This is a genomic window from Paraburkholderia sp. BR14312, assembly GCF_040948675.1.
Classification (GTDB): domain Bacteria; phylum Pseudomonadota; class Gammaproteobacteria; order Burkholderiales; family Burkholderiaceae; genus Paraburkholderia; species Paraburkholderia nodosa_A.
The window spans coordinates 100,182-126,263 of sequence record NZ_JBFPKI010000002.1 but is presented as its reverse complement, the minus strand read 5'-3'; the positions used below and the strand labels follow the sequence as shown (position 1 = coordinate 126,263).

Genomic DNA, 26,082 nt, shown 5'->3' with positions numbered 1-26,082 from the left:
GGCTCGTTCGTGAGCCGGGTTTTTTTGTTGACTCATCCTGCCCACTGAGGAGCGGATGAGGTTTTAACGCGTGACGGCTTCGCCGAGGAAGTGGCGCGCGTAACGCTCGTTGATTTCCGAGAGGCGGAAGAGCGTAAGGAAGTCGGCGGTGTTGAAGTCGGGGTCCCAGGCGGGCGCGCCACAGATCTTCGCGCCGAGGCGCAGATAGCCCTTGATGAGCGGCGGCGGCACGGCCGGCGTGCCGGTGCGCAGTTCCTCGACGGGCAGCGGCGTGTGCGGGAACGCGCGGTATTCGGGCGCGGTCAGCGCGTTCGCGCCGAGCGCGCAATACAGGTTCGCCGCGTAGTGGCCACCGTCAGCCATGGCCACGCTCGCGCAGCCGAGCATCGTCTCGTAGCCGTTGTGCTGCATATAGCCGCCGAGACCGCCCCACAGCGACATGATGACCGAGCCGCTGCGGTAGTCGGGATGCACGCACGAGCGGCCCACCTCGACCATTTTCGGGCGCAGATGCGCGAGGCGCGAGACGTCGAATTCGCTTTCGGCATAGAGGCGGCCGATGCGCGCCGCCTGGTGCGGCGGCAGCACGCGATAGGTGCCGACGACCTTGAGCGTGTCGAGGTCGCGCACGAGCAGGTGGTCGCAGTAGGCGTCGAAGGCGTCGACGTCGAGGCCGGCGGGGCCGGTCAGGCGTGCGCCCATCTCTTCGGCGAAAACGCGGTAGCGCAGGCGCTGGGCTTCGCGCAGCTCCTCGTCGGTGCGAGCCCAGGCCACCTGCAGCCGATGCTGCGCGGTGACCGTTTCTTCGGCACGCGGCAAGCGTCGGTTCGACTCGAACAGCGTCGAGGCGAACGGCAGGGTGGGCGTCGGCAGATCTCGCATAGGGCGTCCTGGTCGGAAGTAAGAGAACTTTTCCGGCAATGTAGTAATACGCGGTTACGTTTCCATGAAAACGCAATGACGATTCGATGACGTGGCGTCAGGCAGACGGACGAGGTGGCCAGAAAGGCGGGGGGCGGCGGGCGCGTTTGAAGGGCGCTTGAATCGCGCTTGAACCGCGCTTGAACCGCTGTAGGGGCCGCGTGCAGGCGGCCCGGTGGGCAGATGCAGGCGGGGTCAGGGCTAGACGAGATCGGGCGTGATGGCCGCGTGGAGGACCGCCTGGTCGCCGCCGTCGCGCTCACGGCTCGCGAGCCAGAGCACGCCGGCTTTCTTGACGGCCCAACTGCGCGAATCGGCGCCGCCCGAGAGCAGCCGCGCCGCGACCTCGCCGAGCGTGGGCTGATGGCCCACCACGACGACCGTGGACGCGAGGCCCTTGGGCCAGCCGACGGAGGCCAGCACCTCCTCGACGCTCGCCTCGGGGGCGAGTTCGCGCACGACGCGATATTGGTCGGTGAGCGCCTCGGCGGTCTGGATGGTGCGTGCGGCGGGGCTGGCGAGGATCACGGCGTCGTCGGGCAGGCGCGCGCGCAGCCAGCGCGCGACGTTCTGCGCCTGCTTGCGCCCGCGTGTGGTGAGCTGGCGGGAGAGGTCGCTGGCGGCGATGTCTTCGGCTTCGGCGTGGCGCCAGAGGATGAGGTGCATGGCGTCTCCTTTTTTGGCGGTATGGGGTGCACGTGCGGCGTGTCCTGTCATGGTGCACGCCAGGCCGGTATGCGGCAAGCGCGTGATGTGGATCGCTTTTCGTCGCTATGGCTCACTCAGATTTGACGGCGTGGCATCAGTGCCGATACAATCGCTGATTCGTCGGAGCGTAGCGCAGCCTGGTAGCGCATCTGATTTGGGATCAGAGGGTCGTAGGTTCGAATCCTATCGCTCCGACCAGCAATACCGAGGGGTTACACGCCATTGGCCTGTAGCCCCTTTTTCTTTTTCTCCCATGTTGGGTCATACGCGCTCGCGTCTCGTCGTACGGCTTGCGTTCGCTTTGAAAAGCCACCGAGCCTATAAAATACGGATCGGCCACAACTCCCGTGGCGATCGCACCCTGGCAGCCATGTTACGTTTATCCGAAGTCAAACTCCCCCTCGACCACGCCGAAAGCGAACTTGAAGCCGCGATTCGGGGACGTCTCGCGGAACTCGGCGTGGGGGCGGATGCGCTCGTGCGTTACACCGTATTCCGCCGTGCGCACGACGCACGCAAGCGCTCGGATATCAAGCTGACCTATATCGTCGACGTCGAAGTCAAGGACGAAGCGGCCGCGCTCAAGCGGATCGCCGGCAAGCCGCATTGCGGGGTGACGCCGGACATGACCTACCGCTTTGTCGCCAAGGCGCCCGAGCACTCGACGCATCCGCGTCCGGTGGTGATCGGCATGGGGCCATGCGGCCTGTTCGCGGGACTGATCCTCGCGCAGATGGGCTTTCGTCCCATCATCCTCGAACGCGGCAAGGCCGTGCGCGAGCGCACCAAGGACACCTTCGGGCTGTGGCGCAAGTCCGTGCTCAACCCCGAATCCAACGTGCAGTTCGGCGAAGGCGGGGCCGGGACGTTTTCCGACGGCAAGCTGTACAGCCAGATCAAGGATCCGCACCACTACGGCCGCAAGGTGCTCGAGGAGTTCGTCAAGGCGGGCGCGCCGGAAGACATCCTGTATCTGAGCCGGCCGCACATCGGCACGTTCCGTCTCGTCAGCATGGTGGAAAAAATGCGCGCCACCATCCATGAGCTGGGCGGTGAAGTGCGCTTCGAAACCCGCGTCGAAGACATCGAGATCGAACAGGGCAAGGTGCGCGCGCTCAAGCTTTCGAACGGTGAGACGCTGCCGTGCGACCACGTCGTGCTGGCCGTCGGCCACAGCGCCCGCGACACGTTCCAGATGCTGCACGATCGCGGCGTGTTCATGGAAGCCAAGCCGTTTTCGCTGGGCTTTCGGATCGAGCATCCGCAGGGGGTGATCGATCGCAGCCGTTTCGGTAAGTTTGCGGGCCACAAGCAACTCGGCGCGGCCGACTACAAGGTGGTGCATCACGCCAACAATGGACGGGCGGTCTATAGCTTCTGCATGTGCCCGGGCGGCACGGTGGTCGCGGCGACCTCCGAACCCGGCCGCGTGGTCACCAATGGCATGAGCCAGTATTCGCGGGCCGAGCGCAACGCGAATGCGGGCATCGTCGTCGGCATCACGCCGCAGGACTATCCGGGCGGTCCGCTCGCGGGCATCGCCTTCCAGCGCAAGTGGGAAGAGCGGGCGTTCGAACTCGGCGGCGGCAATTACCAGGCGCCGGGCCAGCTGGTCGGCGACTTTATCGCCGGTCGTCCGTCGACGTCGCTGGGCTCCGTGGTGCCGTCTTACAAGCCGGGTGTGCACCCGACCGATCTCAGCACCGCGCTGCCCGACTACGTGATCGAAGCCATCCGCGAAGCCCTGCCTCAGATCGACAGGAAGATCGCAGGCTTCGCGATGCACGACGCCGTGCTCACCGGCGTGGAGACGCGCACGTCGTCGCCGCTGCGCATTCGTCGCAAAGACAATTACCAGAGCATGAACGTCGAAGGTCTGTATCCGGCGGGCGAAGGCGCCGGGTATGCCGGTGGTATCTACTCGGCGGCCATCGACGGCATCGAAGTGGCGCAAGCCGTGGCGCTCGATATGACGTCGGCGCAGGCGTCTTGATAGCAACAAGCTCTGCCGCCCTTATCGCACAGCGCCCACATCGGGCTGGCGGTGTGTATTAAGCAGCGTTTGCCCCGGACGTCAGCGCGACGTCCGGCGGCGGTCCGGTCGCCCCTCGGCGATCGCAAAGTGACCCGCCCCCAATTTCCGCCTCCTCCAATCTCTCAAAATACTGTATAAATATACAGGTGGAGGCGAGTCGACCTCCTTCTTGCCGATGCCCCATTTCTTGCCGGGCAGGGCGAAGCGTTCCCATCAATCAGGCCACGAACATGGCAGCAGCAGCCCAGACCACTGCGCAGACCACCGCGCAACTCGCCGCGCACTTGCCCCCCCGGCTGCAAAGCCGCGTGTGGCAAGGCGATCAGCTCGCGCGCGCCAGCGAGCGCACGGTGCCGAGCGGCCACGCGACGCTCGACGCCCAGCTCCCCGGCGCCGGCTGGCCCTCGGGCAGCCTGACCGAGCTGCTCGTCGAACAGGGCGGCGTGGGCGAGATGCGACTTGTCGCGCCGGCGCTGCGCGCGCTCACCGCGCAGGCGGGCCGGCACGTGCTGCTCGTCGCGCCGCCGTGGCGCCCATACGCCTGCGCGCTCAAGGCGTGGGGGCTCGCGCTCGATCGCGTGATCTGGGTGCGCGCGGCCGAAGACGAAGCCGCCTGGGTGGCCGAACAGGCGCTCAAGCAGGAAGGCATGGGCGCCGTGCTGCTCTGGCAGGCGAAGGCGCGCGCCGACGCCGTGCGCCGTCTACAGGTCGCCGCCCAGGATTCGCAGGCGCTCGCATTTCTCGTGCGGCCGCTCGCCGCGCGCAACCAGTCGTCGCCGGCGCCGCTGCGCATGACCTGCTCGCCGGTGCCGCCGCCCGACGACGCGAGCCTGAACCGCCGGCAATGGATGCAGTTCGCCGCGCTCTCTGTCGATATTTTCAAGCGCCGCGGGCCGCCGCCCGCCCAGCCACTCGTCATTACATTGCCGCTGCAGGATGCGGTGCTGCCCCAGCCGGACGCAGCTTCCGTCGTCATGCCGTGGCCCGGGGTCAATCATGCTGTGGATCGCCGTCACCTTGCCGTTGTTGCCGCTGGAGGCCGTCAGACCTCTGATGCCGCCGGCGCCGTCAACGCCGCTCCTGCCTGAAAGCGTCGATGCCCATGTCACCAGCGCGCCGCGCTGCTACGCGCTCGCCGACCACACGCGCATCCTGATCGCCGATCTCGACGCGCTGCGCGCAGGCGTCGAGCCCGGCAACACGCGCTCGCATGCGCTCGCGCTCGCGCCGGGGCTCGTGCTGCTCGAAGCCGATCCGGCGCGCGAGACCCGCGCGTTCGAGGCGCTCGCGCTCGCGTTGCTCGCCTATACGCCCAAGGTGTCGTTCGCGCAGTCGCACACGCTGCTGCTCGAAGTCGGCTCGGGCTTGCGTCTGTTCGGCGGCGTGCGTGCGCTGCTCGCCAGGGTCGCGGCGACAGTGGCCGGCTGCGGGCACACCGCGCGCATGGCGTGCGCGCCCACGGCGTGGGGGGCATGGACGCTCGCGCAGGCGCGCGTCACGCGTTCGTCGCGCCGCTGGCATGTGCTCAAGGAAACAACGCTCGCGCGCGTGCTCGACTCACTGCCGGTCACGCTTGCGCCGTTCGCCGCGCAGCACGACCACGCGCTCACGCAGATCGGCTGCGCGACGCTCGGCGATTTGCGGCGGCTGCCGCGCGACGGCATCGTGCGTCGTTTCGGCGACGGCGTGCTCGGCTGGCTCGCGCAGGCGCGCGGCGAGGCGCCCGATCCGCGCGTCTGGTTTGCCGCGCCGCCGTCGTTTCACGCGTCGCTCGAATTGCAGGCGCGCGTGGAGAGCGCCGAGGCGCTGCTCTTTGCCGCGCGCCGGCTCGTGATGCAGCTGGCCGGCTGGCTGGCCGCGCAGCACGCGGCCTTGAGCGGCTTCGAACTGCGCCTGGAGCACGAACTGGCTTCGCGTCACGCGCCGCGCACCTCGACGCTCACGATCGCCTGGGCATCGCCTTCGCGCGACGCCGAGCATCTGCTGTGGCTGCTTCGCGAGCGCCTGAATCAGACTGAGCTTGCCGCGCCCGTGATTGGCCTTGCGCTCGTCGCCTCGCAGGTGAGCGAATACGCGGCGCCCACCGACACGCTCTTTCCGATGGCCGAGGCCGCCGAGGCGTCGCTCGGGCAGCTCTTCGAGCGCATCGGCGCGCGGCTTGGCGAGCAGAACGTGCTGCAGCTTTTCGTCGAGGACGATCACCGGCCCGAGTTGGCGATGTCGGCGCGGCCTTACCGCGAGAGCGGCGCGAAGCGTGCGCGCAGGCCGCGCAAGGCAGGCAAGCCGCAGCAGGAAGCCGGCGCGAGCGCGCCCGTGCAAAGCGCCTTCGATCTGCCCGAGGTGCCGCTGCCGACCCAGCCGCGTCCGGCGTGGTTGCTCGAAAAGCCGCTCAAGCTCGCGACGCGCGGCGATCGGCCCGTTTATCGCCGGCCGCTGAAGACGCTCACGCGCACCGAGCGCATCGAGTCCGGCTGGTGGGACGGCGAGGGCGTCGGGCGCGACTACTACGTCGCCGCCGACGACCAGGGTCGCATGTTCTGGCTGTATCGCGAGCGCATTGGCGGCCAGTGGTATCTGCAAGGGCTGTTCGGCTAGCGCTTATTCGTCGTTCTTTCGGGTTTCAGGAATCATGTCGATCAGCGGGACGGGCGCGTCGTCGCCTCCACAGTTGCCGCCGCAGTTGGCCGCGCAGCTGCCTGACTACGCCGAGCTGCACTGCCTGACCAATTTCACCTTCCTGCACGGCGCGTCGCGCCCGGGCGAGATGGTCGAGCAGGCGATCCGCCACGGCTACCGCGCGCTCGCGATCACCGACGAATGCTCGTTCGCGGGCGTCGTGCGCGCCTGGAGTGCGCTCAACGAATACGACGAGGCGCGCAAAAAGGCGTATGACGAAGCCGTGCGCGAGGCGCGCGAACGCGGCGGCCATGCCGCCGCCGCGGCGCTGGGCCCGTTCGAGCCGTCGCTGCACCTGCTGATCGGCAGCGAGCTGAATCTCGTCGACGAATATGGCGCCCCGTTCTGCACGATCGTTGCGCTCGCAACGACACGCGAAGGCTACGGCAACCTCTGCGAGCTGATCACGCTGGCTCGCTCGCGGGCGGCAAAGGGCAGCTATCGCGTGCATCCCGCCGATTTCACCGAGCCCGAGCCCGGTTTCGAACATCTGAAGCACTTGCGCGAGTGCGTGTTGCTGCTCGTGCCGCAACGCGCGGCCACGCTCGCGCAAACGCTGCGCGCCGCGCACTGGCTCGCGGGCTTCGCGGCCGAGCGCGCCTGGCTCGCGCTCGAACTCTGGCAGACCGGCGGCGACGACACGCAGATCGAAGTGCTACGCCATGTCTCGCAGGAGAGCGGCCTGCCGCTCGTCGCGGCGGGCGGTGTGCTGATGCACGCCCGTTCGCGCAAGCCGTTGCAGGATACGCTGAGCGCGATCCGTATCGGCAAGCCGCTCGCTTCGTGCGGGCGCGCGCTGGAAGCGAATGCGGAGCGGCATCTGCGCTCGCGCGTGCGGCTTGGCGCGATTTATCCGCGCGAGGCGCTCGACGCGACGCTCGACGTCGCGCGCCGCTGCACGTTTTCGCTCGGCGAGCTGGCCTACGAATATCCCGAGGAGCTGGTGCCGCCCGGCGAGACGCCCCAGTCGTGGCTGCGCAAGCTCGTGATGAAGGGCGCACTGGAGCGCTGGCCCGACGGCCTGAACGACAAGCGCCGGGATCAGATCGAGCAGGAGCTCGGGCTCATCGACGAGCTGAAGTACGAGAAGTACTTCCTCACGGTGCACGACATCGTCCGCTTCGCGCGCGATCAGAAGATCCTGTGCCAGGGGCGAGGCTCGGCGGCGAACTCGGTGGTTTGCTACTGCCTGAAGATCACGGAGATCGACCCCGTGCGCATGAACATGCTCGTGGCGCGTTTTCTCTCCCGCGCGCGCAACGAGCCGCCCGATATCGACGTCGACTTCGAGCATCAGCGCCGAGAAGAGGTCATTCAGTACATCTACCGCAAGTACGGCACGCGCCGCGCCGCGCTGGCCGCGACGCTCATCACCTATCGCTCGCGCAGCGCGTTGCGCGATGTCGGCAAGGCGCTCGGCCTCGACAATGCGCTCGTCGAAAAGCTCTCGGGCGCGCATCAGTGGTGGGACGGCCCCGATTCGATCGCGCGCCATCTGGAGGAAGCGGGCTTTTCGCCCGACTCGCACGTGACGCAGCAGCTCATCCGCCTCACGCGCGAGCTGCGCGGTTTTCCGCGCCATCTTTCGCAGCACGTGGGCGGTTTCGTGATCGCGCGCGACAAGCTCTCGCGCCTCGTGCCGATCGAAAACGCGGCGATGAAGGACCGCTACGTGATCGAGTGGGACAAGGACGATATCGACGCGCTGCGGCTGTTGAAAGTGGACGTGCTCGCGCTCGGCATGCTCTCGGCGATCCGGCGCTCGCTCGAATTCGTGGCGCTCAGGCGCGGGTTGCCCGAGATGCGCGTGCAGGACATTCCGGTCGAGGACCCGGCGGTGTACCGCATGTGCGCCAGGGCCGATACGGTCGGCGTGTTCCAGATCGAGTCGCGCGCGCAGCAGAGCATGTTGCCGCGTTTGCGGCCGCGCACGTACTACGACCTCGTGATCCAGGTGGCGATCGTGCGACCGGGGCCGATTCAGGGCGACATGGTGCATCCGTACCTCAAGCGCCGGCACGGCGACGAACCAGTGGAATATGCGAAGGAAGAATTGCGCCCGGTGCTCGAACGCACGCTCGGCGTGCCGATCTTCCAGGAGCAGGTGATGCATCTCGCGATGGTCGCCGCGGACTACACCGGCGAGGAAGCCGACAAGCTGCGCCGCGCAATGGCCGCATGGCGGCGCGATGGAGATCTGCGGCCGTATCAGGCCGATCTCACGAAGCGCATGCTCAAGAAGGGCTACTCGCCGGAATTCGCCGAGCGCATCTGCAAGCAGATCGAGGGTTTCGGCGACTACGGCTTTCCGGAAAGCCATGCGGCGAGTTTCGCGCTGCTCGTCTACACGAGTTCGTGGCTCAAGCGTTACGAGCCCGCCGCATTTCTTGCAGGACTGCTGAATAGTCAGCCGCTCGGTTTCTATTCGCCTTCCCAGCTCGTGCAGGATGCGAAGCGTCACGGCGTGCCGGTGCGCGCGCCCGATATCGCGTTGAGCGACTGGGCGTCGGTGCTGGAGCAGCGCGGCGCACCCGGCGAGCGGCTCGATGGCGAGGCGGTTCGCGCACGCACCGCCGAGGTGCTGCGTTATCGCGCGCTGCTGGGTGCGGCCGTGCTGACGCGCAGGGGCACGCTCAAGCGCGGCGGCCGGCGGCACAGGTTCATGGACGGCCTCAAGCGCGTCGTGCACTTGCGCATTGCGCTTGCGCCGCAGCGCTATGGACGCGGCGGGCCGGCCGTGCGCCTCGGCTTCAGTCTCATCAAGGGCTTTTCCGAAGATGCCGCGCGGCGTGTGATTGAGGCGCGCGAGCGCGCACCGTTCACCGACGTCGACGATCTCGCGCGCCGCGCGGCGCTCACGCGACGCGAGCTGGAGGCGCTGGCGGCGTCGAACGCGCTCGAGAGCATCGCGGGCCACCGGCGCGAGGCATGGTGGGCCGTGACCGCGCAGCACGCGGTGCCTGCGCTTTTGCGCGACGCGCCCGTTGCCGAGGCGCCGCTCGCGCTGCCGCGCGCTTCTGAAGGTGCGGAAATCGTCGCCGATTACGCGAGCCTGCGTCTCACGCTCAATCGCCATCCGCTCGAACTGCTGCGCCACGGCCTCGCGAAGCAGCGTTTTCGCACGGCGGAGCAACTGGCGCACTGCCGGCACGGCATGCTCGCGCGCGTGTGCGGGATCGTGACGGTGCGCCAGCGGCCGGGCACGGCAAACGGCACGATCTTCGTATCGCTCGAGGACGAGACCGGCAGCGTCAACGTGATCGTGCACGCGTCGCTCGTCGAGTCGCAGCGCAAGGAACTGCTAGGGTCTTCGCTGCTGGCGGTGGCGGGCGTGGTGCAGCGCGAGGGCGAGGTCGTGCACCTCGTGGCGCATCGGCTGGAGGACCACAGCCGGCTGCTCGGGCGGCTCGCCACAGAGAGCCGCAATTTTCACTGAATTTTCACTGGCGAGCGGCCGGCGCGCCGTCTCTCATGAAAGCGTCGAGCACGGCGCGAATCGCCACGTCGAACGGCGTGCGGCGGCCCATCCCCAGCGTCTCGAGGCGGCTCGAATCGAGATGACAGTCGCGCGGGCGCGGCGTGGCGTCGGTGGGCGTGGGCTGTGCGAGCAGACGCGCCTCTACGCCAAGCGCCTGCGCGATCCGTTGGGCGATGTCGTACTTCGTCATCGGCTCGTCGCCGGACCACTGCGCGACCCCGCGCACCGCGTTGCCGTCTGCGCAGCGCAGCAACAGTTCGCGGATCACGAACGCCACGTCGGGCGTGAAAGTGGGGTAGCGCGTGGCCCACGCGTCCATCGGCGCCGCCTGCGCCCCGGGCTCTCCCGAAGCGACGATGGCCGGCACGAGGCTCGTGACGGCGGATTCGTGCCAGCCGACGATCGGCCCGTACAGCAACGGCAGGCGCAGCACGAGTGCGTTGTCGCTGGTTTCGAGCAAGGCCCGTTCGCCTTCGAGCTTGCTGTGGCCGTAGGCGTTGAGCGGATTCGGCGTGTCGTCGACGCGGTAGGGCGGCTTGGTGCCGTCGAAGACGTAGTCGGTGGAGATCGACAGCACCCACGCGCCGCGCTGCCGCGCCGCCGCGGCGACGCTGCGCACCGCATCGACATTGAGCGCGCGCGCCGCTGCCGGATCGTGCTCGCACACATCGGGGCGGCGCTCGGCAGCGGCCAGCACGATCGCGTCGGGCGCCTCGCGCTCGACGAACGCGTTCACGGCCTGCGTATCGCGCACATCGAGCACAGTCTGTTGCGGGCCGCCGTGACGGAACGCGGTCGGCACGACTTGCCAGGCGGTATCGGCGGCGAGTTCGCGCACCACGGCGCGCCCAAGCAGGCCAGACGCGCCGATCACGGCAACCTTGAACATGGCCCGGACCGTCAGCTGGCCGTACCGACGACGGTGTAGCCGGCTTCGTCGATCGCCGTTTTCAGGACTTCGGCGCTCTGGCTCGATTCGACCTTCACGCGGCCAGCGGCCAGATCGATCTCGACCCGGGCTTGCGCGTCGTGTTCGTGGATCGCGCGCGTGACGGCGCCTACGCAGTGCTGGCAGCTCATGCCTTCGACGTTGAACTGAATCATCGTGTGTTCCTTTTTCAGAGATTGAGGCTTGTCCTACTCGATATGAGGCCGTCGGCGGATTATGCCAGCGGGGACCGGATGTCGCGCTGGACCTTCCCATCGTGGGAAGGTGTACGATCCGTGCATTGATCAAACGATCGACCAGACAGCGGGAGAACGGCGTGAACATCGGTGAAGCGGCGCGCGAATCGGGCGTTACGGCAAAAATGATCCGGTACTACGAGAGTGTCGGGCTGCTCGCGCCCAAAGGGCGTACGGAGTCCGGCTACCGCGTCTATGGCGCAGAGGAAGTGCATTCGCTGCGCTTCATCCGCCAGGCGCGCCGGCTCGGCTTTCTGGTAGAGGACATCCGGCGCCTGCTGGCGCTCTGGCACGACCGCTCCCGCGCAAGCGCCGAGGTCAAATCGATCGCGCTCGAACATGTCGCGGAACTCGACCAGCGCATCGCCGAACTCTCCCAGATGCGCGACACGCTCGCCCACCTGGCTTCGCACTGCCAGGGCAACGACCGGCCCGACTGCCCGATCATCGAACGGCTTGCCGACGCCGCGACTACAGAGTTCCACGAGCCCGGCCACGTGCACTGAGCGCAGGTGCAACCGCGGCGGGCAAATTGACGCAACCACATGGGCTGTTTGCACCGTATTGGTGCGATGTAACGTGGTTGCCGTCAAGTCTCCGTGAATTCGCTGGAAAATGTGTCGATGGAACATGATGTTGCCGATTCGCACTTAGGGGTCATTCCAAAATGGAATGCACAGTATTCGGGCAATTCACTGGCAAAGTTCGGTGCAACCGTTACAATGCGGGTTATCCCTGATGAGGGTTATCCCTGATGCGAATTCACCGGGGATCGCCGAACCGAATCCTTGGAGCACACCGTCATGTTTGCATTCCTTCTTGAAAAGCTGAGCAACTGGTTTGAAACTGCCGAACGTCGTCGCCGCGAAGCGTATCTCGCCTCGTCGGCCGATATCGTCCAGCTCGAGCAGCGCCTTCGTTCGATCGAAACGAACGGCTACAACTCGCTGTAAGCCAGCTTTGACCGGGCTTCAGTCCCGTTGAAGCAGCACGATCTCAAGCCCCGCATTGGCGGGGCTTTGTCGTTTCTGCACCGCCGATGGAACCGAGTCTGAGCCTTCCCACCGGGGTAAGGTAAAGTCTTTTTGCGACAAGCCGTCATAGCAATGGTGTCGCTTTCTCTCCGGGGGCCGTTCATGGTGCTAGACCGCATTTCCCACCGCATGCCTGTGTTGCCGCGCCGCGCGTTGCGTCGTTTTTCTGTTGCGCGTGCGGGCCTGATCGTCGTCGTGATGGCGTGCGCCAGCGCCGGCGCGCATGCCGGGCAGCCGCTCATTCTGGATACACAAAGAGGGATCAGCGACGGCCAACCGGGGCTGGTGCTGCAAAACGCGCCGCTCTCGCACGAGCCGATGGTTCAGGCGACGCAACCGGCGGGTCTCGCGCCGGATTCTTCGCAGCCGTATGTCGTCGCGCCGTATGTGGAAGTGCAGCAGGGCGGCGGGAGGCCGACACCGCCGCGGCCGCCGCGCCCCCCTCATCGCCCAAACCCGCCGCTTCCCCAGCCGCTACCGTCCGGGCAGTGACGCCGTTCAGGCGGGTTTGAGTCCGTGGCCTAGTCGCCGCGCGACTCGATCCTGAATTGCGCGCCGGCGTCCTGGCCGAGATTTTTCACGAGCCACGGGAGCGCCTCTTTCATCGCCCCTTCGAGCGTGTACGGCGGGTTCAGGATGAACATGCCGCTGCCGTAGAGGCCGAAGCCGTCTTCGGGCGGGTTGCTCACCGAAAGCGTGAGGTGCAGCCAGTTCTTGTTCTGCAGGCGCTTGAGTTGCTCCGGGAAGCGCTGCGATTCGGGACGGGTGACCTGCGGATACCAGACCGCATAGGTGCCGTTCGCGAAGCGTTTGAGACTTTCATCGACGCACGTCAGCGTGCGCGCGTAGTCGCGCTTGTCCTCGAAAGACGGGTCGATCAGCACGAGCGCCCGGCGCGGCGGCGGGGGCAGGAGTGCCTTGATGCCGTCGAAGCCGTCGCCCGCGTAGATCATCACGCGGCGGCCTGCGTCGTGGAAGCGGTGGCGCAGCACGTCGATTTCCGTGCTGTGCAATTCGAACAGCCGCATGCGGTCCTGCTCGCGCATGAGGCGCCATGCGAGATAGGGCGAGCCGGGATAGAAGCGCAACTCACCGTCGGGGTTCAGCGCCGCCACTTCGTCGACGTAGTCCGAGAGCGCCGCAGGCAGGTCGTTGCGGCCCCACAGCTTGCCGACGCCCGTGTCGAACTCGGCGTTCTTCGTCGCGTAGCCTTCGCGCAATGCATAGGCGCCGGCGCCCGCGTGAGTGTCGATGTACCAGTACGCCTTGTCCTTCTTGCCGAGGTAATGCAGCAGTTGCACGACAACGGCGTGTTTCAGGACATCGGCATGATTGCCGGCGTGGAAGGCGTGACGGTAGCTCAGCATGATGGACGGGACACGAGGTCCGGTGAATACGGGGAAGACGGCAGCGGCGGCGCGATGACTGCGCCGCCCGCGAGGCCGCGTATTGTACGCCACCGCAAGACGCGACCCGCGGTACGCCGTCCGTCCGGCTATGCCTGCGCGCGAATCCGCCCCGCGGTGTCGGGTGCGCCGCGCCTCGCGGGTACGCGCTCCACGTCAGTCGTAAGCGTCGCCGACGATCGCCTCGATCTGCGCCTTGACGTCCGGCGTGATTTTTTCCGCCACGTCGCGCGCCTTCACGTTTTCGCCGATCTGCTCGATGCGCGAGGCCCCGGTGATGACCGTGCTCACGTGGGGATTCTTCAGGATCCACGCGAGCGCCAGTTGGCCCACCGAGCAGTCGAGTTGTTTCGCGAACTCGGCGAGCTTGCCGACGATCTCGTTCTTGTCGGGGTCGGTGACGTTCTTGCGCAACCAGTCGTAGCCCTGCAGTTCCGCACGGCTGCCCGTCGGCACGCCGCCGCGGTACTTGCCGGTGAGCAGACCCGAGGCGAGCGGGCTCCACGTGGTGAGGCCGAGGCCGATGTCTTCGTAGAGCCGGCGGTATTCGTCTTCCACGCGCGTGCGGTGAAACAGGTTGTATTGCGGCTGCTCCATGACCGGCTTGTGCAGGTGATGGCGCTCCGCGATCTCCCACGCGGCGCGGATTTCGTCGGCGCTCCACTCCGAGGTGCCCCAGTAGAGCGCCTTGCCGCGCGTGATCATGTCGCTCATTGCCCAGACGGTTTCCTCGACCGGCGTGTTCGGGTCGGGGCGGTGGCAGAACACGAGATCGACGTACTCGAGCTGCAGCCGCTCGAGCGAGCCGTCGATGGCGTTCATGAGGTACTTGCGGTTGAGCGTGTGGTACTGGTTGGGCGCTTCGTTCAAGCCCCAGTAGAACTTGGTCGAGACCACATAGCTCACGCGCGGCCACGCGAGTTCCTTGAGCGCCTGGCCCATGAGCGCTTCCGACTTGCCGCCGGCGTAGGCCTCGGCGTTGTCGAAGAAGTTGATGCCGGCGTCGCGCGCCGCCGCGAGCGATTCGCGCGCGAGCCTGGCGTCGACCTGGTTGCCGTAGGTGACCCACGAGCCGATGGACAGTTCGCTTACCTGCAGGCCTGAGCGGCCCAGTCGCCGATAGTTCATGAACGCCTCCTTGTGAGCCGATAAAGCTAGCACGACTTGGCCGTCGCTGCTGAACGGCTTGCGCCGTGCGCGCCGCGCCTTGCAGTGCGGCGAAAATCTCTTTTGCCTGTCCTGCTCGATGCTTCGACGAGGCGCCTTCATGCACAATAGCCTCGTTGGCCGCGACGCAACATCCGGCCGGATGGCATAAGCCATTCGTCAGGTTTGACGGCGCGCGCTCCGAGGTTTCATCCTGTCCCGTTCACTCACCTGGAGGTGCCCGATGTCGTCTCTCTCTCTGAACACGAAACTCGATGGCAAGGTCGCCGTCGTTACCGGCGCGGCCAGCGGCATTGGCAAGCAGATCGCGCTCACGCTCTCGCAGGCGGGCGCCGCGGTCGCCATCGCCGACCTGAACCAGAGCGGCGCGGATGCCGTGGCCGAAGAGATCAAGGGCGCAGGCGGCAAGGCCATCGGCGTCGCCATGGACGTTACCAGTGAAGAGGCCGTGAATCAGGGCATCGACCGCGTCGCGGCCGAACTCGGACCGGTCGACATCCTTATCTCGAACGCCGGCATCCAGATCGTGAACCCGATCGAAAACTACGCGTTCTCCGACTGGAAGAAGATGCAGGCCATCCACGTGGACGGCGCGTTCCTCACCACCAAGGCGGTGCTCAAGCACATGTACAAGGACGACCGCGGCGGCGTCGTGATCTACATGGGTTCGGTGCACTCGCACGAAGCGTCGCCGCTCAAGTCGGCCTATGTCGCGGCCAAGCACGCGCTGCTCGGCCTCGCGCGCGTGCTCGCCAAGGAAGGCGGCAAGCACAACGTGCGCTCGCATGTGGTGTGTCCGGGCTTCGTGCGCACGCCGCTCGTGGAAAAGCAGATTCCGGAGCAGGCGAAGGAACTCGGCATCTCGGAGGAAGAAGTGGTCAAGCGCGTGATGCTCGGCGGCACGGTGGACGGCATCTTCACGACCGTCGAAGACGTCGCGCAAACCGTGCTGTTCCTCTCGGCGTTCCCGAGCGCTGCGTTTACCGGCCAGTCTTTCGTGGTGAGCCACGGCTGGTTCATGCAATAACGCAGGCATCGGGCCGAGGAGGCGCGGCAATGGCGCAACGCAAGAAGGGGCAGGTCCAGTCGAGCGCAGTCGACGACGAGGTCGGCGCGCATACCGGCGCGCGTGTCGGGAACGCACCGCAGGGGAACGCACCGCAGCCGCATGTTTCGAACTGCGGCGCGCAAGCGAAAGAATGGGAAACCATCGCGCTCACGCTGCAGGGGGGCGGTGCGCTCGGCGCGTATCAGGCCGGCGTGTACGAAGGGCTCGTCGAGGCCGGCATCGCGCCGAACTGGATCGCGGGTATCTCGATCGGCGCGCTCAATACCGCCGTCATCGCGGGCAATGCGCCCGAACATCGCGTGGCGCGGCTGCGCGAGTTCTGGGAGACGATCTGCCAGCCCGCCTTCAGCTTCCCGCTGCCGCCCTTCGTCGAGCATGCGCTCTTCAATGCAAACGCCGCCGTGCGCAAGACCTTCACGGCGATGCAGGCGGCAGGCGCGATCGTGGAGGGGCAGAAGGGCTTTTTCGTGCCGCGCTTCCCGCCGCCGCTGCCCAACGGATCGGGTTCGCCCGAAACGGCCAGCTACTACGACACGAAGCCGCTCAAGGCCACGCTGGAACGCTTGTGCGATTTCGAGCGCATCAACTCGGGCGAAACGCGCGCGTCAGTGGGCGCGGTCAACGTGGGCAGCGGCAACTTCGTCTACTTCGACAACAAGACCACGACCTTGCGACCCGAGCATTTCATCGCCTCGGGCGCGCTGCCGCCGGGCTTCGCGGCGGTGGAGATCGACGGCGAGTATTACTGGGACGGCGGCCTGATGTCGAACACGCCGCTCTATGAGGTGATCCAGACCACGCCGCGGCGCGACACGCTCGCGTTCCAGGTCGATCTCTGGAGCGCGCGCGGGCCGGTGCCCGACAACCTCATCGACGTGCAGGGGCGCGTGAAGGACATTCAGTATTCGAGCCGCACGCGCCTCGTGACCGATATCCTGCAGCGCTCGCAGCGTTACCGGCATGTGTTGCGCGAGGTTCTCGACCGCGTCGCGCCCGAGCATCGCAATGACCCGTGGGTCGCGCTGGCGGACGAGCTTTCGTGCTCGAAGAAGTACAACGTGATCCACCTCATCTACCGGCAGAAGGAATACGAGGGGCACTTCAAGGACTACCAGTTCGGCCTCTCGACCATGCACGAGCACTGGGCTAGCGGCTTGCAGGACATCCGCGCCTCGCTCGCGCAGCCGGACTGGCTCGACAAGCCGGACAACGACTCGGGCTTCGTCACGCACGATATCCATCGCGATTCGCGAGGCCACGGCGGCTGATACTTGCCGGCGGGTTTTCCGCAGTCTTCACCAAAGAAAAAGGCGTCCGTTCGAAAGAACGGACGCCTTTTTTTATCGCGCCGGCAAGCCGCTTCGCAGCGGCCTGTCTTGCTGGCGAACGCGCTTACTTCAGCACTTGTGCGACTGCGCTCGCCACGACGTCGAGGTTGCGCGTGTTCAGCGCGGCCACGCAGATGCGGCCCGTGCTCACGGCATAGATGCCGAACTCTTCGCGCAGGCGGTCGACTTGGGCAGCGGTCAGGCCCGAGTACGAGAACATGCCGCGCTGCACGTTGATGAAGTTGAAGTCGCGGTCCACGCCGGCGGCCGTGAGGCGCTCGACGAGGCCCGTGCGCATCGCGCGGATGCGGTTGCGCATTTCGCCGAGTTCCGCTTCCCACATGGCGCGCAGGTCGGCCGAGCCGAGCACGGCTGCGACCACCGAGCCGCCGTGCGTCGGCGGGTTCGAGTAGTTCGTGCGGATCACGCGCTTGAGTTGCGAGAGCACGCGCGCCGACTCTTCCTTGCTGGTCGTGAGGATCGACAGCGCGCCCACGCGCTCGCCGTACAGCGAGAACGACTTCGAGAACGACGACGAGACGAACACGTTGAGTTCCGAAGCGGCGAAGAGGCGAACGACTTCGCCGTCTTCCGCGATGCCGTCGCCGAAGCCTTGATAGGCGATGTCGAGGAACGGCACGAGGCCTCGGGCCTTCACGACCTCGATGACCTGCTTCCATTGGTCGATCGTGAGGTCCACGCCGGTCGGGTTGTGGCAGCACGCGTGCAGCACGACGACGGTGCCGGCGGCGTAGCCGTTCAGCGCGCTCAGCATGCCTTCGAAGTTCACGCCGTTGGTCAGCGCGTCGTAGTACGGATACGCGACGACTTCAAAACCCGCGCTTTCGAAGAGGGCGCGGTGGTTTTCCCAGCTCGGGTCGCTGATCGCGACCTTGGCGCTCGGGTTCACGCGCTTGAGGAAGTCCGCGCCGATCTTGAGTGCGCCCGTGCCGCCCAGCGCCTGCGCCGTGACGACGCGGCCCGCGGCGATCAGCGGCGAGTCGTCGCCGAGCAGCAGCTTTTGCACCGCGGCGTCGTAGGCGCCGAGGCCTTCGATCGGCAGATAGCCGCGCGGCAGACCGGCTTCCACGCGGGCCTTTTCTGCTTCGCGCACCGCGCGCAGCAGCGGAATCTTGCCTTCTTCGTTGGTGTACACGCCCACGCCGAGATTCACCTTGGTCGCGCGCGCATCGGCGTTATAGGCTTCGTTCAGACCCAGGATCGGGTCGCGGGGGGCGAGTTCGACAGCGGAAAAGAGGGACATGATCGTTCGGCTAGAGTGAAGGAAGATCGGTTGGGCCGCATGCTGCACCGGCCACGGAACTCGCTATTGTAACGAATCCTCAAGCAGGATTTCCGCGGATTTGCCATTCTCCGCGCCGTTTTGAGGGCTATTTCCGGCACGATTGGGCGATTTCTGGCGCACGCTCGCTGACGTTCACCGTCGCTGCGACGCGCGGCCCTTGCAGCGCCGCCGTTACGCCCCATCTATGGCTCCAGCCCACCTCGTCTCGCCCCAGGCTCGCCCCTCGGCAAGAGGCGGCGAGACGCTAGAATAGTTGTTTGCTCCGCGCACAGGATGCCCCCATGTCCGACCACACCGTCGCCGACGCGCCCGCGCTCGACGAGTCGAAATTCGTCCACTACGAAGGCTCGCCGTTCCAGCTCTACCAGCCGTACCCGCCGGCCGGCGACCAGCCTACGGCCATCGAAACGCTCGTGGAAGGCGTGGAAGACGGCCTCTCGTTCCAGACGCTGCTCGGCGTGACGGGCTCGGGCAAGACCTACACGATGGCGAACACCATCGCGCGCCTCGGCCGCCCGGCCATCGTGTTCGCGCCGAACAAGACGCTCGCCGCGCAGCTCTACGCCGAATTCCGCGAGTTCTTTCCGCGCAACGCCGTCGAGTACTTCGTCTCGTACTACGACTACTACCAGCCGGAAGCCTATGTGCCGCAGCGCGATCTCTTCATCGAGAAGGATTCGTCGATCAACGAGCACATCGAGCAGATGCGGCTTTCGGCCACCAAGAGCCTCATGGAGCGGCGCGACGTGGTGATCGTCGCGACGGTTTCGGCGATCTACGGTATCGGCAATCCGTCCGAATACCACCAGATGATTCTCACGCTGCGCCACGGCGACAAGCTCGGCCAGCGCGACGTCATCGCACGCCTGATCGCCATGCAATACACGCGCAACGAGCAGGACTTCCAGCGCGGCACCTTCCGCGTGCGCGGCGATACCATCGACATCTTCCCGGCGGAGCACGCCGAAATGGCCGTGCGCGTGGAACTGTTCGACGACGAAGTGGAAACGCTGCAGCTCTTCGATCCGCTCACGGGCCGCGTGCGCCAGAAGATTCCGCGCTTTACGGTGTACCCGTCGTCGCACTACGTCACGCCGCGCGAGACCGTGCTGCGCGCCGTCGAAACCATCAAGTCGGAATTGCGCGAGCGCCTCGAGTTCTTCCACACGGAAGGCAAGCTCGTGGAGGCGCAGCGCCTCGAGCAGCGCACGCGCTTCGATCTGGAAATGCTTCAGGAGCTGGGCTTCTGCAAGGGCATCGAGAACTACTCGCGGCACTTCTCGGGCGCGCTGCCCGGCGAGCCGCCGCCCACGCTCGTCGATTACCTGCCGACCGACGCCATGATGTTTCTCGACGAGTCGCACGTGCTGATCGGCCAGTTCAACGGTATGTACAACGGCGACCGCGCGCGCAAGGAGAATCTCGTCGATTACGGCTTCCGGCTGCCTTCGGCGCTCGATAACCGGCCGCTCAAGTTCAACGAGTTCGAGCGCAAGATGCGCCAGGTGGTATTCGTCTCGGCCACGCCGGCCGACTACGAGAAGAAAGTGACGGGGCAGATCGCCGAGCAGGTCGTGCGGCCCACGGGCCTCGTCGACCCGGTGATCGAAGTGCGGCCCGCATCGACGCAGGTCGACGACGTGCTCGGCGAGATCAACGAGCGCGTGGCCGCGGGCGAGCGCGTGCTGGTGACCACGCTCACCAAGCGCATGGCCGAGCAGCTCACGGAGTTCCTCGCCGACCACGGCGTAAAGGTGCGCTATCTGCACAGCGACATCGACACGGTCGAGCGCGTGGAGATCATCCGCGACCTGCGTCTGGGCACGTTCGACGTGCTCGTGGGCATCAACCTGCTGCGCGAGGGCCTCGACATTCCCGAGGTCTCGCTCGTGGCGATTCTCGACGCCGACAAGGAAGGCTTCCTGCGCGCCGAGCGCTCGCTCATCCAGACGATCGGCCGTGCCGCGCGTAACGTGAACGGCAAGGCGATCCTCTACGGCGACCGCATCACGGATTCGATGCGCCGTGCCATCGACGAAACCGAGCGCCGCCGCGCCAAGCAGATGCACTTCAACGAAGAGCACGGCATCGTGCCGCGCGGCGTCGTGAAGCGCATCAAGGACATCATCGACGGCGTCTACAACGTCGATGAAGCCCGCGCCGAACTGCGCGAGGAGCAGGAGCGCGCGAAGTTCGAGGACATGTCCGAGAAGCAGATCGCGAAGGAAATCAAGAAGCTCGAAAAGCAGATGATGGACTACGCGAAGAACCTCGAATTCGAGAAGGCCGCACAGACGCGCGACCAGCTCGCCGTGCTGCGCCGGCGCGTGTTCGGGGCGGACGTGGGCGATCATCCGATCTGATGGGCGTCGAGCGGGCTATCCCCTCGGGCGGGCAGGGCGGCATGGGCGCCACCCTGCGCCTGTCTCGCCCCCAAGTATTCCTTCGATTGCCTTTCGTGTATTCCCGGCCCGGGAACCCCGCTGTAAGGCGCCCTAAGCCTGTGTTAACCAGGCGCTGCTAAAACCCTGTTCCACTGAGGCTTTTCCTGGCGCCGAATTTGTCCCTCATCTGCATCGGTGTTAAACTTCGCCATTATTGAGAATTGTTCGCATTAACTTTCTTATGTGCATGCGGCAGGCTCAGTGGGAAGTCACCCTCATATAAAAAACAGGAGTTTCGATGCGGATTCACACTCTCGTGCGCGGCACTGCCGTCATTGCGGCCGCCACGGCGGCATTGGCTGCCAATGCGGCTGAATACCCGATCGGCAAGCAGGCCATCCAGGGCGGCATGGAAATCGGCGCGGTCTATCTGCAGCCGATCACGATGGAGCCCGAAGGCATGATGCGCAAGGCATCGGATTCCGATATTCACCTCGAATCGGATATCCACGCGGTCAAGAACAACCCGACCGGTTTCGCGGAAGGCGACTGGATGCCGTATCTGCAGGTTCACTACGAACTGACGAAGCCGGGTTCGAGCTATGTGCAAAAGGGCGACCTGATGCCGATGGTCGCGAACGACGGCCCGCATTATGGCGACAACGTGAAGCTGGCCGGTCCCGGCAAGTACCACCTCAAGCTGATCGTGGATGCGCCGATGCAGACGGGCCACATGGCGTTCGGCCGTCACGTCGACAAGGAAACGGGCGTGGGCCCGTGGTTCAAGCCCATCACGCTGGAATACGATTTCCCGTTCGCGGGCATCGGCAAGAAGGGCGGCTACTAAGCCGTCGCGAAGCAGCTCGGGCGGCGGCGCGCATCGCGTGCAGCGCCGCCGCATGAATGGCAGCAAGGAGCAGGTAAAACCAATGACTGGAATGCGGAAGTTTGCGGCGCTCGCACTCAGCGCGTCGTTTGCGGTGTCGCTGGCGGGCGTGGCTACGACGGCGCACGCCGAAGATCTGCCCACGTTCAAGCTCGAAATGGCCGACGGCAAGCTCAACCCCGCGCGCATCGAAGTGCCGGCGGGCAAGCGCATCAAGATCGAGGTGCGCAATATGGGCAAGGGCGCAGCGGAGTTCGAGAGCGTTCAGCTGCGCAAGGAAAAAGTCCTGGCGCCGGGCGCGGACTCCTTCGTCGTGATCGCGCCGCTCGATCCGGGCGAGTACAAGTTTTTCGACGATTTCCATCAGCAGGCGCAGGGCGTGATCGTCGCCAAATGAGCGTCGCCAAATGGGCATTGAGAAGTCAGGCCGCCGGCGCGTATCGCCGGTAGCGGGAGGTGTTGAATGGGTCAGGTGATGTTCATCGTATGGCGGGAGAGCGTCGAGGCGCTGCTCGTCGTCGGGATTCTTTATGCGTGGCTGAAAAACGGCGACGCGGATGCGCGGCGCGGCGTGCCGTACCTGTGGGGCGGCGTGGCGCTCGGCATTCTTGCCGCCATCGGCCTCGGCGCGGCGCTGGTCGGCTTTACCGAAGTGCTGTCGGGCGATGCGCAGGACTACTTCCAGACCGGCATGGTGCTGGTGGCGTGCGTGCTGATCGTGCAAATGGTGCTGTGGATGAAGCAGCACGGCCGCACGCTCAAACGCGAGATGGAAGAGTCGCTGGAAAAGAGCACGCAGGACGCGAACTGGTGGGGCATAACGATTCTCGTCACGCTTGCCATCGCGCGTGAGGGCAGCGAGACGGTGATCTTTCTCTACGGCCTCGGCTTCGGCCAGTCGGGCCATGTGGACGCGAGTCAGTACCTCGCGGTGCTGATCGGCCTCGCGCTCGCGTTCCTCACGTTCTATCTCCTGCAGCTGGGCGGCAAGATCTTCTCGTGGCGGCACTTCTTCCGCATCACCGAGATCATGCTGCTGTTCCTCGGCGCGGGCCTGTTCCAGACCGGCGTGGACAAGCTGATCGACAAGGAAATCCTGCCGACCATCGTCGACCAGGTGTGGAACTCCTCGGCGATCCTCGACGACTCGAGCACCTTCGGCTCGCTCGTCGCGACGCTTACGGGCTACCGCGCGCATCCGGCGCTCATGAACCTGATCGCCTATGCCGTGTACTGGCTCGTGGTGTGGTTCCTCGTGCGGCGCGCCAGCGGCCGCGCGGGTGCGGTTGCGAAGAGGAAGGCAGCATGAGTTGTGCATCCGCTCGCCCGACGCAGGCAACGGGTCGCCCAGGCAAGCTCGCCCAGGCGGGCCAGTGGATGCAACGTAACGGCGCGGCGATCCGCGCCGTGCAGTGGGTCGTCGTCGCTGTCTACGCATTCCTGATTCTCGTGCCGGCGGCGATGCCGCTGCCCGGCGACACGGCGCACCTGTGGAACAACTTCACGCTCGCAGCGCAGTTTGTGTTCTGGGGCATCTGGTGGCCGTTCGTGCTGCTCTCGATGGTGATGCTCGGCCGCGTGTGGTGCGGCGTGCTGTGCCCCGAAGGCGCGCTCACCGAGTTCGCGAGCAAGTTCGGCCGCGGCCGCGCCATCCCGCACTGGATGCGCTGGGGCGGCTGGCCTTTCGTGGCCTTCGGTCTCACCACGATCTACGGACAGATGGTGAGCGTCTACCAGTACCCCAAGGCGGTGTTGCTGGTGCTGGGCGGATCGACGCTCGGCGCGATGGTGATCGGCTTTCTGTACGGGCGCGAAAAGCGCGTGTGGTGCAAGTATCTCTGCCCCGTGAACGGGGTTTTCGCGCTTCTGGCGCGCCTCGCGCCGTTTCGCTACAAGGTCGACGAAGACGCCTGGCGCAACTCCTACACGCACGGCGAGCACGGCGGGCATCGCGTGATTCCCGTGAACTGCGCGCCGCTCGTGCCGCTGCGCAACATGAAAGGCGCGGCGCAGTGCCACATGTGTGGCCGCTGCAGTGGCCATCGCGACGCCATCGCGCTCTCGTGGCGATCGCCGGCGCAAGAGGTGGTCGAACTCGGCGACAGCCAGGCCAGCGGGTGGGACACGGCGCTGATTCTCTACGGCCTGCTCGGCGTGGCGATCGGCGCGTTCCACTGGACCGGCTCGCCGTGGTTCATCGGCATCAAGCAGTGGCTCGCGGGCTGGCTCATCGACCGCGACATCACCTGGCCGCTCGATACCAACGCGCCGTGGTTCCTGCTCACGCATTACCCCGCGCAGAACGACGTCTTCTCGTGGCTCGACGGCGCGATGATCGTCGCTTATATCGTTGCGACGGGGCTCGTCTATGGCACCGTGCTGCTCGCGATCCTCGCGGGCTCGACTGCCGTGCTCGGGCGTTTCGAGATGCGCCGTCTGCATCACTTCGCACAGTCGCTGATCCCGCTGGCGGGGGCCGGCGTGTTCCTCGGCCTGTCCGCCACGACGCTCTCGCTGCTGCGCGCGGAGCACGTGCCGCTCGACTGGGCCGCCGAGGTGCGCATTGCGATTCTGGTCATCACGAACCTCTGGAGCGCGTGGCTCGCGTGGCGCGTGACAGGGCGCTACAGCTCGCGGTTCTGGCAGCGCGCGCTCGCGCTCGCGGGCTTTGCGCTCGCGCTCGCCGTGGTGGACAGCGCCTGGTGGCTCATGTTCTGGGGCTGGGTGCGCTGAGCCTGTTTCGACGCTTCTTCATCTGCCGCTGATATAGGCGACATACGAAGGATCAGCGCGTCGCGGCACAAGTCTGGGTGTTACTCTCAAAACCGGGTTGGCGATTTCGCCAAATCCGGTTTTTGACTTTTCGGAGAGACGCATGCGAACGCGAGCAGTACTGACCGATGAAGACGTGATCCGGGTAGCCGAGGCAGCCGTCGCGCACGCCCGTTCGAATGAATGGCACGTGACGATCGCCATCGTCGACGATGGCGGCCATCTGCTGCATTTGCGCCGCCTCGACGGCGCAGCGCCCATCAGCGCGGAGATCGCCGTGGCCAAGGCGCGCACCGCGTCGCTGGGCCGCCGCGAGAGCAAGGTGTACGAGGACGTGATCAAGCAGGGCCGCACGGCGTTCCTGAGTGCGCCGCTCACGGGCATGCTGGAAGGCGGCGTACCCGTGAGCGTGAACGGCGATGTGATTGGCGCGGTCGGGGTCTCGGGCGTGAAGTCCGACCAGGACGCCGCCATCGCGCGCGCGGGCATCGCGGCGCTGAAGGTGGAGTAAGCAATCCTTTGCCGCGCCGGGCGGCGCCGGAAAAAACAAAAGCCGCGGACGGATGCCGCGGCTTTTGTCCCGGGCGGCTCACGCTTCGCGCGCCGCCCCGATCTGGTATGAGAACAAAAAAATGGCGTGGCTTGCTTCGACGGCTGGCTGAAGCTTGAAGGATGTCTGCACGAAGGGGTCTAGATCTCGCGTGCAAGCCGTCGTTGCTGGCTAATGCCCCAACGCCTCTCGGTGGAGGCGGTCCCCACAATACCCGGTTGAAAACTGCGTAAAGCCTATTTCGTCAGGATCAGCTTGCCGAGCCGGGTGGCCCGCAGCTGATACGTTTCGCCGTTGTGCATGATGCTCACGTGGCTGCGGCCTTGCAGCAGCGCCGCGCTATCCAGTTTCCTCTCGTCGCTTGCCGCAGCTGCCGCCGGCTCGGCGCCCTTGCGCGGCTGGGGCTGTGTGACGGCAGGCCTGGGCCGCGCGCTGGTCAATGCCGAGCTGCCGTTGCGGCGCAAGCTAAGCGTGGAGGTGCGGTTCAGTTCGGTCATGAACGTGACGTCTTTGTCTCGATTCGATGGATGAATTCTAAATGATAATAGTTCGTATTTGCAACTACGAGATATTCATCGAAATCGAATGCCGATAGCCTGAGCCGAAGCGCGCTGTAGCGTGAATCGGCGCTTGCCGCGCCGCGCAGGGCGGTAGGGCAAGCGCCAGGGGGCTTCAGTGCAGCGCGTTTGGCGCGCTGCCGTCGCCCTGCACGAACTGGCGGATGAGACGCACGGTGTCGATGTCCGACTCGCGATAGGCCGACTTCACGATCTCGGAGGTTTGCCGGTCATCCTCGGTATCGGCGGTCGGCAGCGTCGTGCGGTACTCGAAGCGCAGAAAGAGCTGTAGCGGATCGGGCTGCTCGATCGTCATCGTGAGCGAGCCGCCCACGTACTCGGCGGTTGCCATGATGTCGTAGCGCACGCTCTCGTTGGGCGTGAGCGTGACGCGATCGCGTACCGTGGCGTGGCCATAGTGCAACTCGCGCTCCATCGTGCTCTCGGTGCGCGAGAGGATCGTGCAGCTGTCGAGCCCGATCACGAAGAGCTGCGGCTGCTCGGCGCGCAGCACGAGTCCTTCCCAGAGCTGCTCGCGCGTCATGGCCTCGACGAGCGGGTTCAGCGGATCGTTGATCTGGATGAGGTGTTCGAAATTCAAGGCGTCGCCTTCCTGTGTC

At 65.9% G+C, this 26,082-nt stretch carries 25 protein-coding genes and 1 tRNA gene; 17 read left to right on the top strand and 9 right to left on the bottom strand.

Annotated elements, in window-relative coordinates; all coding sequences use genetic code 11:
* Nucleotides 1-63: 63 nt before the first annotated feature.
* Both AB3X98_RS06355 and sixA read right to left on the bottom strand, forming a co-directional pair.
* Complete coding sequence (locus AB3X98_RS06355; protein ID WP_069262530.1) at nucleotides 64-882, bottom strand: GNAT family N-acetyltransferase; 819 nt, start codon at nucleotides 880-882, stop codon at nucleotides 64-66.
* 240 nt (nucleotides 883-1,122) lie between these two features.
* Nucleotides 1,123-1,587: a phosphohistidine phosphatase SixA gene (gene sixA, locus AB3X98_RS06350; RefSeq protein ID WP_368604866.1), complete on the bottom strand. Its 465-nt coding sequence runs from the start codon at nucleotides 1,585-1,587 to the stop codon at nucleotides 1,123-1,125.
* Between the two features lie 163 nt (nucleotides 1,588-1,750).
* On the opposite strand from sixA, the gene AB3X98_RS06345 reads away from it, so the two are divergent.
* The 5 genes from AB3X98_RS06345 to AB3X98_RS06325 all read left to right on the top strand — a co-directional run bounded on the left by AB3X98_RS06345 (nucleotide 1,751) and on the right by AB3X98_RS06325 (nucleotide 9,776).
* Nucleotides 1,751-1,827: transfer RNA gene (locus tag AB3X98_RS06345), tRNA-Pro, on the top strand.
* A 172-nt stretch (nucleotides 1,828-1,999) separates the two neighbouring features.
* Nucleotides 2,000-3,622 carry an NAD(P)/FAD-dependent oxidoreductase gene (locus tag AB3X98_RS06340; protein WP_368604867.1) on the top strand — a complete coding sequence of 541 codons (1,623 nt, stop codon included), beginning with the start codon at nucleotides 2,000-2,002 and terminating at the stop codon, nucleotides 3,620-3,622.
* A gap of 272 nt (nucleotides 3,623-3,894) precedes the next feature.
* On the top strand, nucleotides 3,895-4,752 hold the full coding sequence (gene imuA, locus AB3X98_RS06335; protein ID WP_083245112.1) for a translesion DNA synthesis-associated protein ImuA: 858 nt from the start codon (nucleotides 3,895-3,897) through the stop codon (nucleotides 4,750-4,752).
* Nucleotides 4,661-6,259, top strand: coding sequence for a DNA polymerase Y family protein (locus tag AB3X98_RS06330; RefSeq protein ID WP_368604868.1), 1,599 nt, complete (start codon nucleotides 4,661-4,663; stop codon nucleotides 6,257-6,259). The genes imuA and AB3X98_RS06330 overlap by 92 nt, the downstream gene beginning before the upstream one ends.
* Before the next feature lie 34 nt (nucleotides 6,260-6,293).
* A complete protein-coding gene (locus AB3X98_RS06325) occupies nucleotides 6,294-9,776 on the top strand; it encodes an error-prone DNA polymerase (protein ID WP_368604869.1) in 3,483 nt (1,160 codons plus the stop codon).
* Nucleotides 9,777-9,780: 4 nt separating this feature from the next.
* Here AB3X98_RS06325 and AB3X98_RS06320 read toward each other — a convergent pair whose 3' ends face one another.
* Nucleotides 9,781-10,707: a dTDP-4-dehydrorhamnose reductase family protein gene (locus tag AB3X98_RS06320; protein WP_368604870.1), complete on the bottom strand. Its 927-nt coding sequence runs from the start codon at nucleotides 10,705-10,707 to the stop codon at nucleotides 9,781-9,783.
* Nucleotides 10,708-10,718: 11 nt separating this feature from the next.
* Nucleotides 10,719-10,922: a heavy-metal-associated domain-containing protein gene (locus AB3X98_RS06315; RefSeq protein WP_069262524.1), complete on the bottom strand. Its 204-nt coding sequence runs from the start codon at nucleotides 10,920-10,922 to the stop codon at nucleotides 10,719-10,721.
* A gap of 161 nt (nucleotides 10,923-11,083) precedes the next feature.
* Here AB3X98_RS06315 and cueR point away from each other — a divergent pair, with 161 nt between their 5' ends.
* The 4 genes from cueR (at nucleotide 11,084) to AB3X98_RS06295 (ending at nucleotide 12,529) form a co-directional block, all read left to right on the top strand.
* Nucleotides 11,084-11,509: a Cu(I)-responsive transcriptional regulator gene (cueR, locus tag AB3X98_RS06310; RefSeq protein ID WP_368604871.1), complete on the top strand. Its 426-nt coding sequence runs from the start codon at nucleotides 11,084-11,086 to the stop codon at nucleotides 11,507-11,509.
* A gap of 93 nt (nucleotides 11,510-11,602) precedes the next feature.
* Nucleotides 11,603-11,758: a hypothetical protein gene (locus AB3X98_RS06305; RefSeq protein WP_368604872.1), complete on the top strand. Its 156-nt coding sequence runs from the start codon at nucleotides 11,603-11,605 to the stop codon at nucleotides 11,756-11,758.
* 48 nt (nucleotides 11,759-11,806) lie between these two features.
* Nucleotides 11,807-11,956 carry a DUF3563 family protein gene (locus AB3X98_RS06300; RefSeq protein ID WP_083245111.1) on the top strand — a complete coding sequence of 50 codons (150 nt, stop codon included), beginning with the start codon at nucleotides 11,807-11,809 and terminating at the stop codon, nucleotides 11,954-11,956.
* Nucleotides 11,957-12,139: 183 nt separating this feature from the next.
* The gene (locus AB3X98_RS06295; protein WP_368604873.1) at nucleotides 12,140-12,529 is read left to right on the top strand and encodes a hypothetical protein; all 390 of its coding nucleotides are present in this window, start codon (nucleotides 12,140-12,142) and stop codon (nucleotides 12,527-12,529) included.
* Between the two features lie 29 nt (nucleotides 12,530-12,558).
* Here AB3X98_RS06295 and AB3X98_RS06290 read toward each other — a convergent pair whose 3' ends face one another.
* Together AB3X98_RS06290 and AB3X98_RS06285 are read right to left on the bottom strand one after the other, a co-directional pair.
* A complete protein-coding gene (locus AB3X98_RS06290; RefSeq protein WP_368604874.1) occupies nucleotides 12,559-13,404 on the bottom strand; it encodes a 23S rRNA (adenine(2030)-N(6))-methyltransferase RlmJ in 846 nt (281 codons plus the stop codon).
* Between the two features lie 195 nt (nucleotides 13,405-13,599).
* Complete coding sequence (locus AB3X98_RS06285; protein WP_368604875.1) at nucleotides 13,600-14,571, bottom strand: potassium channel beta subunit family protein; 972 nt, start codon at nucleotides 14,569-14,571, stop codon at nucleotides 13,600-13,602.
* Nucleotides 14,572-14,833: 262 nt separating this feature from the next.
* On the opposite strand from AB3X98_RS06285, the gene AB3X98_RS06280 reads away from it, so the two are divergent.
* Both AB3X98_RS06280 and AB3X98_RS06275 read left to right on the top strand, forming a co-directional pair.
* Complete coding sequence (locus tag AB3X98_RS06280; protein WP_069262520.1) at nucleotides 14,834-15,637, top strand: 3-hydroxybutyrate dehydrogenase; 804 nt, start codon at nucleotides 14,834-14,836, stop codon at nucleotides 15,635-15,637.
* A gap of 29 nt (nucleotides 15,638-15,666) precedes the next feature.
* Entirely contained in the window at nucleotides 15,667-16,947 is a 1,281-nt protein-coding gene (locus tag AB3X98_RS06275) for a DUF3734 domain-containing protein (protein WP_368604876.1), read from the top strand.
* 124 nt (nucleotides 16,948-17,071) lie between these two features.
* On the opposite strand, the gene AB3X98_RS06270 is transcribed toward AB3X98_RS06275, so the two are convergent.
* Nucleotides 17,072-18,271 carry an amino acid aminotransferase gene (locus tag AB3X98_RS06270; protein ID WP_069262518.1) on the bottom strand — a complete coding sequence of 400 codons (1,200 nt, stop codon included), beginning with the start codon at nucleotides 18,269-18,271 and terminating at the stop codon, nucleotides 17,072-17,074.
* A 323-nt stretch (nucleotides 18,272-18,594) separates the two neighbouring features.
* Between AB3X98_RS06270 and uvrB the strand changes: the two genes are divergently transcribed.
* From uvrB to AB3X98_RS06240, 6 genes are all read left to right on the top strand, one after another.
* Nucleotides 18,595-20,676 (top strand): excinuclease ABC subunit UvrB, encoded by a 2,082-nt coding sequence (gene uvrB / locus AB3X98_RS06265; RefSeq protein WP_342945475.1) that lies wholly within the window; start codon nucleotides 18,595-18,597, stop codon nucleotides 20,674-20,676.
* A gap of 319 nt (nucleotides 20,677-20,995) precedes the next feature.
* Nucleotides 20,996-21,544, top strand: a complete 549-nt coding sequence (locus AB3X98_RS06260; protein WP_342945476.1) for an iron transporter — start codon at nucleotides 20,996-20,998, stop codon at nucleotides 21,542-21,544.
* A gap of 82 nt (nucleotides 21,545-21,626) precedes the next feature.
* Entirely contained in the window at nucleotides 21,627-21,980 is a 354-nt protein-coding gene (locus AB3X98_RS06255; protein WP_342945477.1) for a cupredoxin domain-containing protein, read from the top strand.
* 66 nt (nucleotides 21,981-22,046) lie between these two features.
* Nucleotides 22,047-22,892 (top strand): FTR1 family protein, encoded by an 846-nt coding sequence (locus AB3X98_RS06250; RefSeq protein WP_342945478.1) that lies wholly within the window; start codon nucleotides 22,047-22,049, stop codon nucleotides 22,890-22,892.
* The gene (locus AB3X98_RS06245) at nucleotides 22,889-24,316 is read left to right on the top strand and encodes a 4Fe-4S binding protein (protein ID WP_342945479.1); all 1,428 of its coding nucleotides are present in this window, start codon (nucleotides 22,889-22,891) and stop codon (nucleotides 24,314-24,316) included. The genes AB3X98_RS06250 and AB3X98_RS06245 overlap by 4 nt, the downstream gene beginning before the upstream one ends.
* Nucleotides 24,317-24,458: 142 nt before the next feature.
* Nucleotides 24,459-24,866, top strand: coding sequence for a heme-binding protein (locus tag AB3X98_RS06240; protein ID WP_342945480.1), 408 nt, complete (start codon nucleotides 24,459-24,461; stop codon nucleotides 24,864-24,866).
* Nucleotides 24,867-25,141: 275 nt separating this feature from the next.
* Here AB3X98_RS06240 and hemP read toward each other — a convergent pair whose 3' ends face one another.
* Nucleotides 25,142-25,402 carry a hemin uptake protein HemP gene (hemP, locus tag AB3X98_RS06235; protein WP_069262511.1) on the bottom strand — a complete coding sequence of 87 codons (261 nt, stop codon included), beginning with the start codon at nucleotides 25,400-25,402 and terminating at the stop codon, nucleotides 25,142-25,144.
* 175 nt (nucleotides 25,403-25,577) lie between these two features.
* On the bottom strand, nucleotides 25,578-26,063 hold the full coding sequence (locus AB3X98_RS06230) for an SRPBCC family protein (protein ID WP_133183540.1): 486 nt from the start codon (nucleotides 26,061-26,063) through the stop codon (nucleotides 25,578-25,580).
* Nucleotides 26,064-26,082 lie beyond the last annotated feature (19 nt).

Excerpts from the sequence above, each read along its gene's own strand:
- AB3X98_RS06355 (WP_069262530.1), bottom strand. The coding sequence starts at position 882 with ATGCGAGATCTGCCGACGCCCACCCTGCCGTTCGCCTCGACGCTGTTC.
- sixA (WP_368604866.1), bottom strand. The coding sequence starts at position 1,587 with ATGCACCTCATCCTCTGGCGCCACGCCGAAGCCGAAGACATCGCCGCC.
- AB3X98_RS06340 (WP_368604867.1), top strand. The coding sequence starts at position 2,000 with ATGTTACGTTTATCCGAAGTCAAACTCCCCCTCGACCACGCCGAAAGC.
- imuA (WP_083245112.1), top strand. The coding sequence starts at position 3,895 with ATGGCAGCAGCAGCCCAGACCACTGCGCAGACCACCGCGCAACTCGCC.
- AB3X98_RS06330 (WP_368604868.1), top strand. The coding sequence starts at position 4,661 with ATGCTGTGGATCGCCGTCACCTTGCCGTTGTTGCCGCTGGAGGCCGTC.
- AB3X98_RS06325 (WP_368604869.1), top strand. The coding sequence starts at position 6,294 with ATGTCGATCAGCGGGACGGGCGCGTCGTCGCCTCCACAGTTGCCGCCG.
- AB3X98_RS06320 (WP_368604870.1), bottom strand. The coding sequence starts at position 10,707 with ATGTTCAAGGTTGCCGTGATCGGCGCGTCTGGCCTGCTTGGGCGCGCC.
- AB3X98_RS06315 (WP_069262524.1), bottom strand. The coding sequence starts at position 10,922 with ATGATTCAGTTCAACGTCGAAGGCATGAGCTGCCAGCACTGCGTAGGC.
- AB3X98_RS06300 (WP_083245111.1), top strand. The coding sequence starts at position 11,807 with ATGTTTGCATTCCTTCTTGAAAAGCTGAGCAACTGGTTTGAAACTGCC.
- AB3X98_RS06295 (WP_368604873.1), top strand. The coding sequence starts at position 12,140 with ATGGTGCTAGACCGCATTTCCCACCGCATGCCTGTGTTGCCGCGCCGC.
- AB3X98_RS06290 (WP_368604874.1), bottom strand. The coding sequence starts at position 13,404 with ATGCTGAGCTACCGTCACGCCTTCCACGCCGGCAATCATGCCGATGTC.
- AB3X98_RS06285 (WP_368604875.1), bottom strand. The coding sequence starts at position 14,571 with ATGAACTATCGGCGACTGGGCCGCTCAGGCCTGCAGGTAAGCGAACTG.
- AB3X98_RS06280 (WP_069262520.1), top strand. The coding sequence starts at position 14,834 with ATGTCGTCTCTCTCTCTGAACACGAAACTCGATGGCAAGGTCGCCGTC.
- AB3X98_RS06275 (WP_368604876.1), top strand. The coding sequence starts at position 15,667 with ATGGCGCAACGCAAGAAGGGGCAGGTCCAGTCGAGCGCAGTCGACGAC.
- AB3X98_RS06270 (WP_069262518.1), bottom strand. The coding sequence starts at position 18,271 with ATGTCCCTCTTTTCCGCTGTCGAACTCGCCCCCCGCGACCCGATCCTG.
- uvrB (WP_342945475.1), top strand. The coding sequence starts at position 18,595 with ATGTCCGACCACACCGTCGCCGACGCGCCCGCGCTCGACGAGTCGAAA.
- AB3X98_RS06260 (WP_342945476.1), top strand. The coding sequence starts at position 20,996 with ATGCGGATTCACACTCTCGTGCGCGGCACTGCCGTCATTGCGGCCGCC.
- AB3X98_RS06255 (WP_342945477.1), top strand. The coding sequence starts at position 21,627 with ATGACTGGAATGCGGAAGTTTGCGGCGCTCGCACTCAGCGCGTCGTTT.
- AB3X98_RS06250 (WP_342945478.1), top strand. The coding sequence starts at position 22,047 with ATGGGTCAGGTGATGTTCATCGTATGGCGGGAGAGCGTCGAGGCGCTG.
- AB3X98_RS06245 (WP_342945479.1), top strand. The coding sequence starts at position 22,889 with ATGAGTTGTGCATCCGCTCGCCCGACGCAGGCAACGGGTCGCCCAGGC.
- AB3X98_RS06240 (WP_342945480.1), top strand. The coding sequence starts at position 24,459 with ATGCGAACGCGAGCAGTACTGACCGATGAAGACGTGATCCGGGTAGCC.
- hemP (WP_069262511.1), bottom strand. The coding sequence starts at position 25,402 with ATGACCGAACTGAACCGCACCTCCACGCTTAGCTTGCGCCGCAACGGC.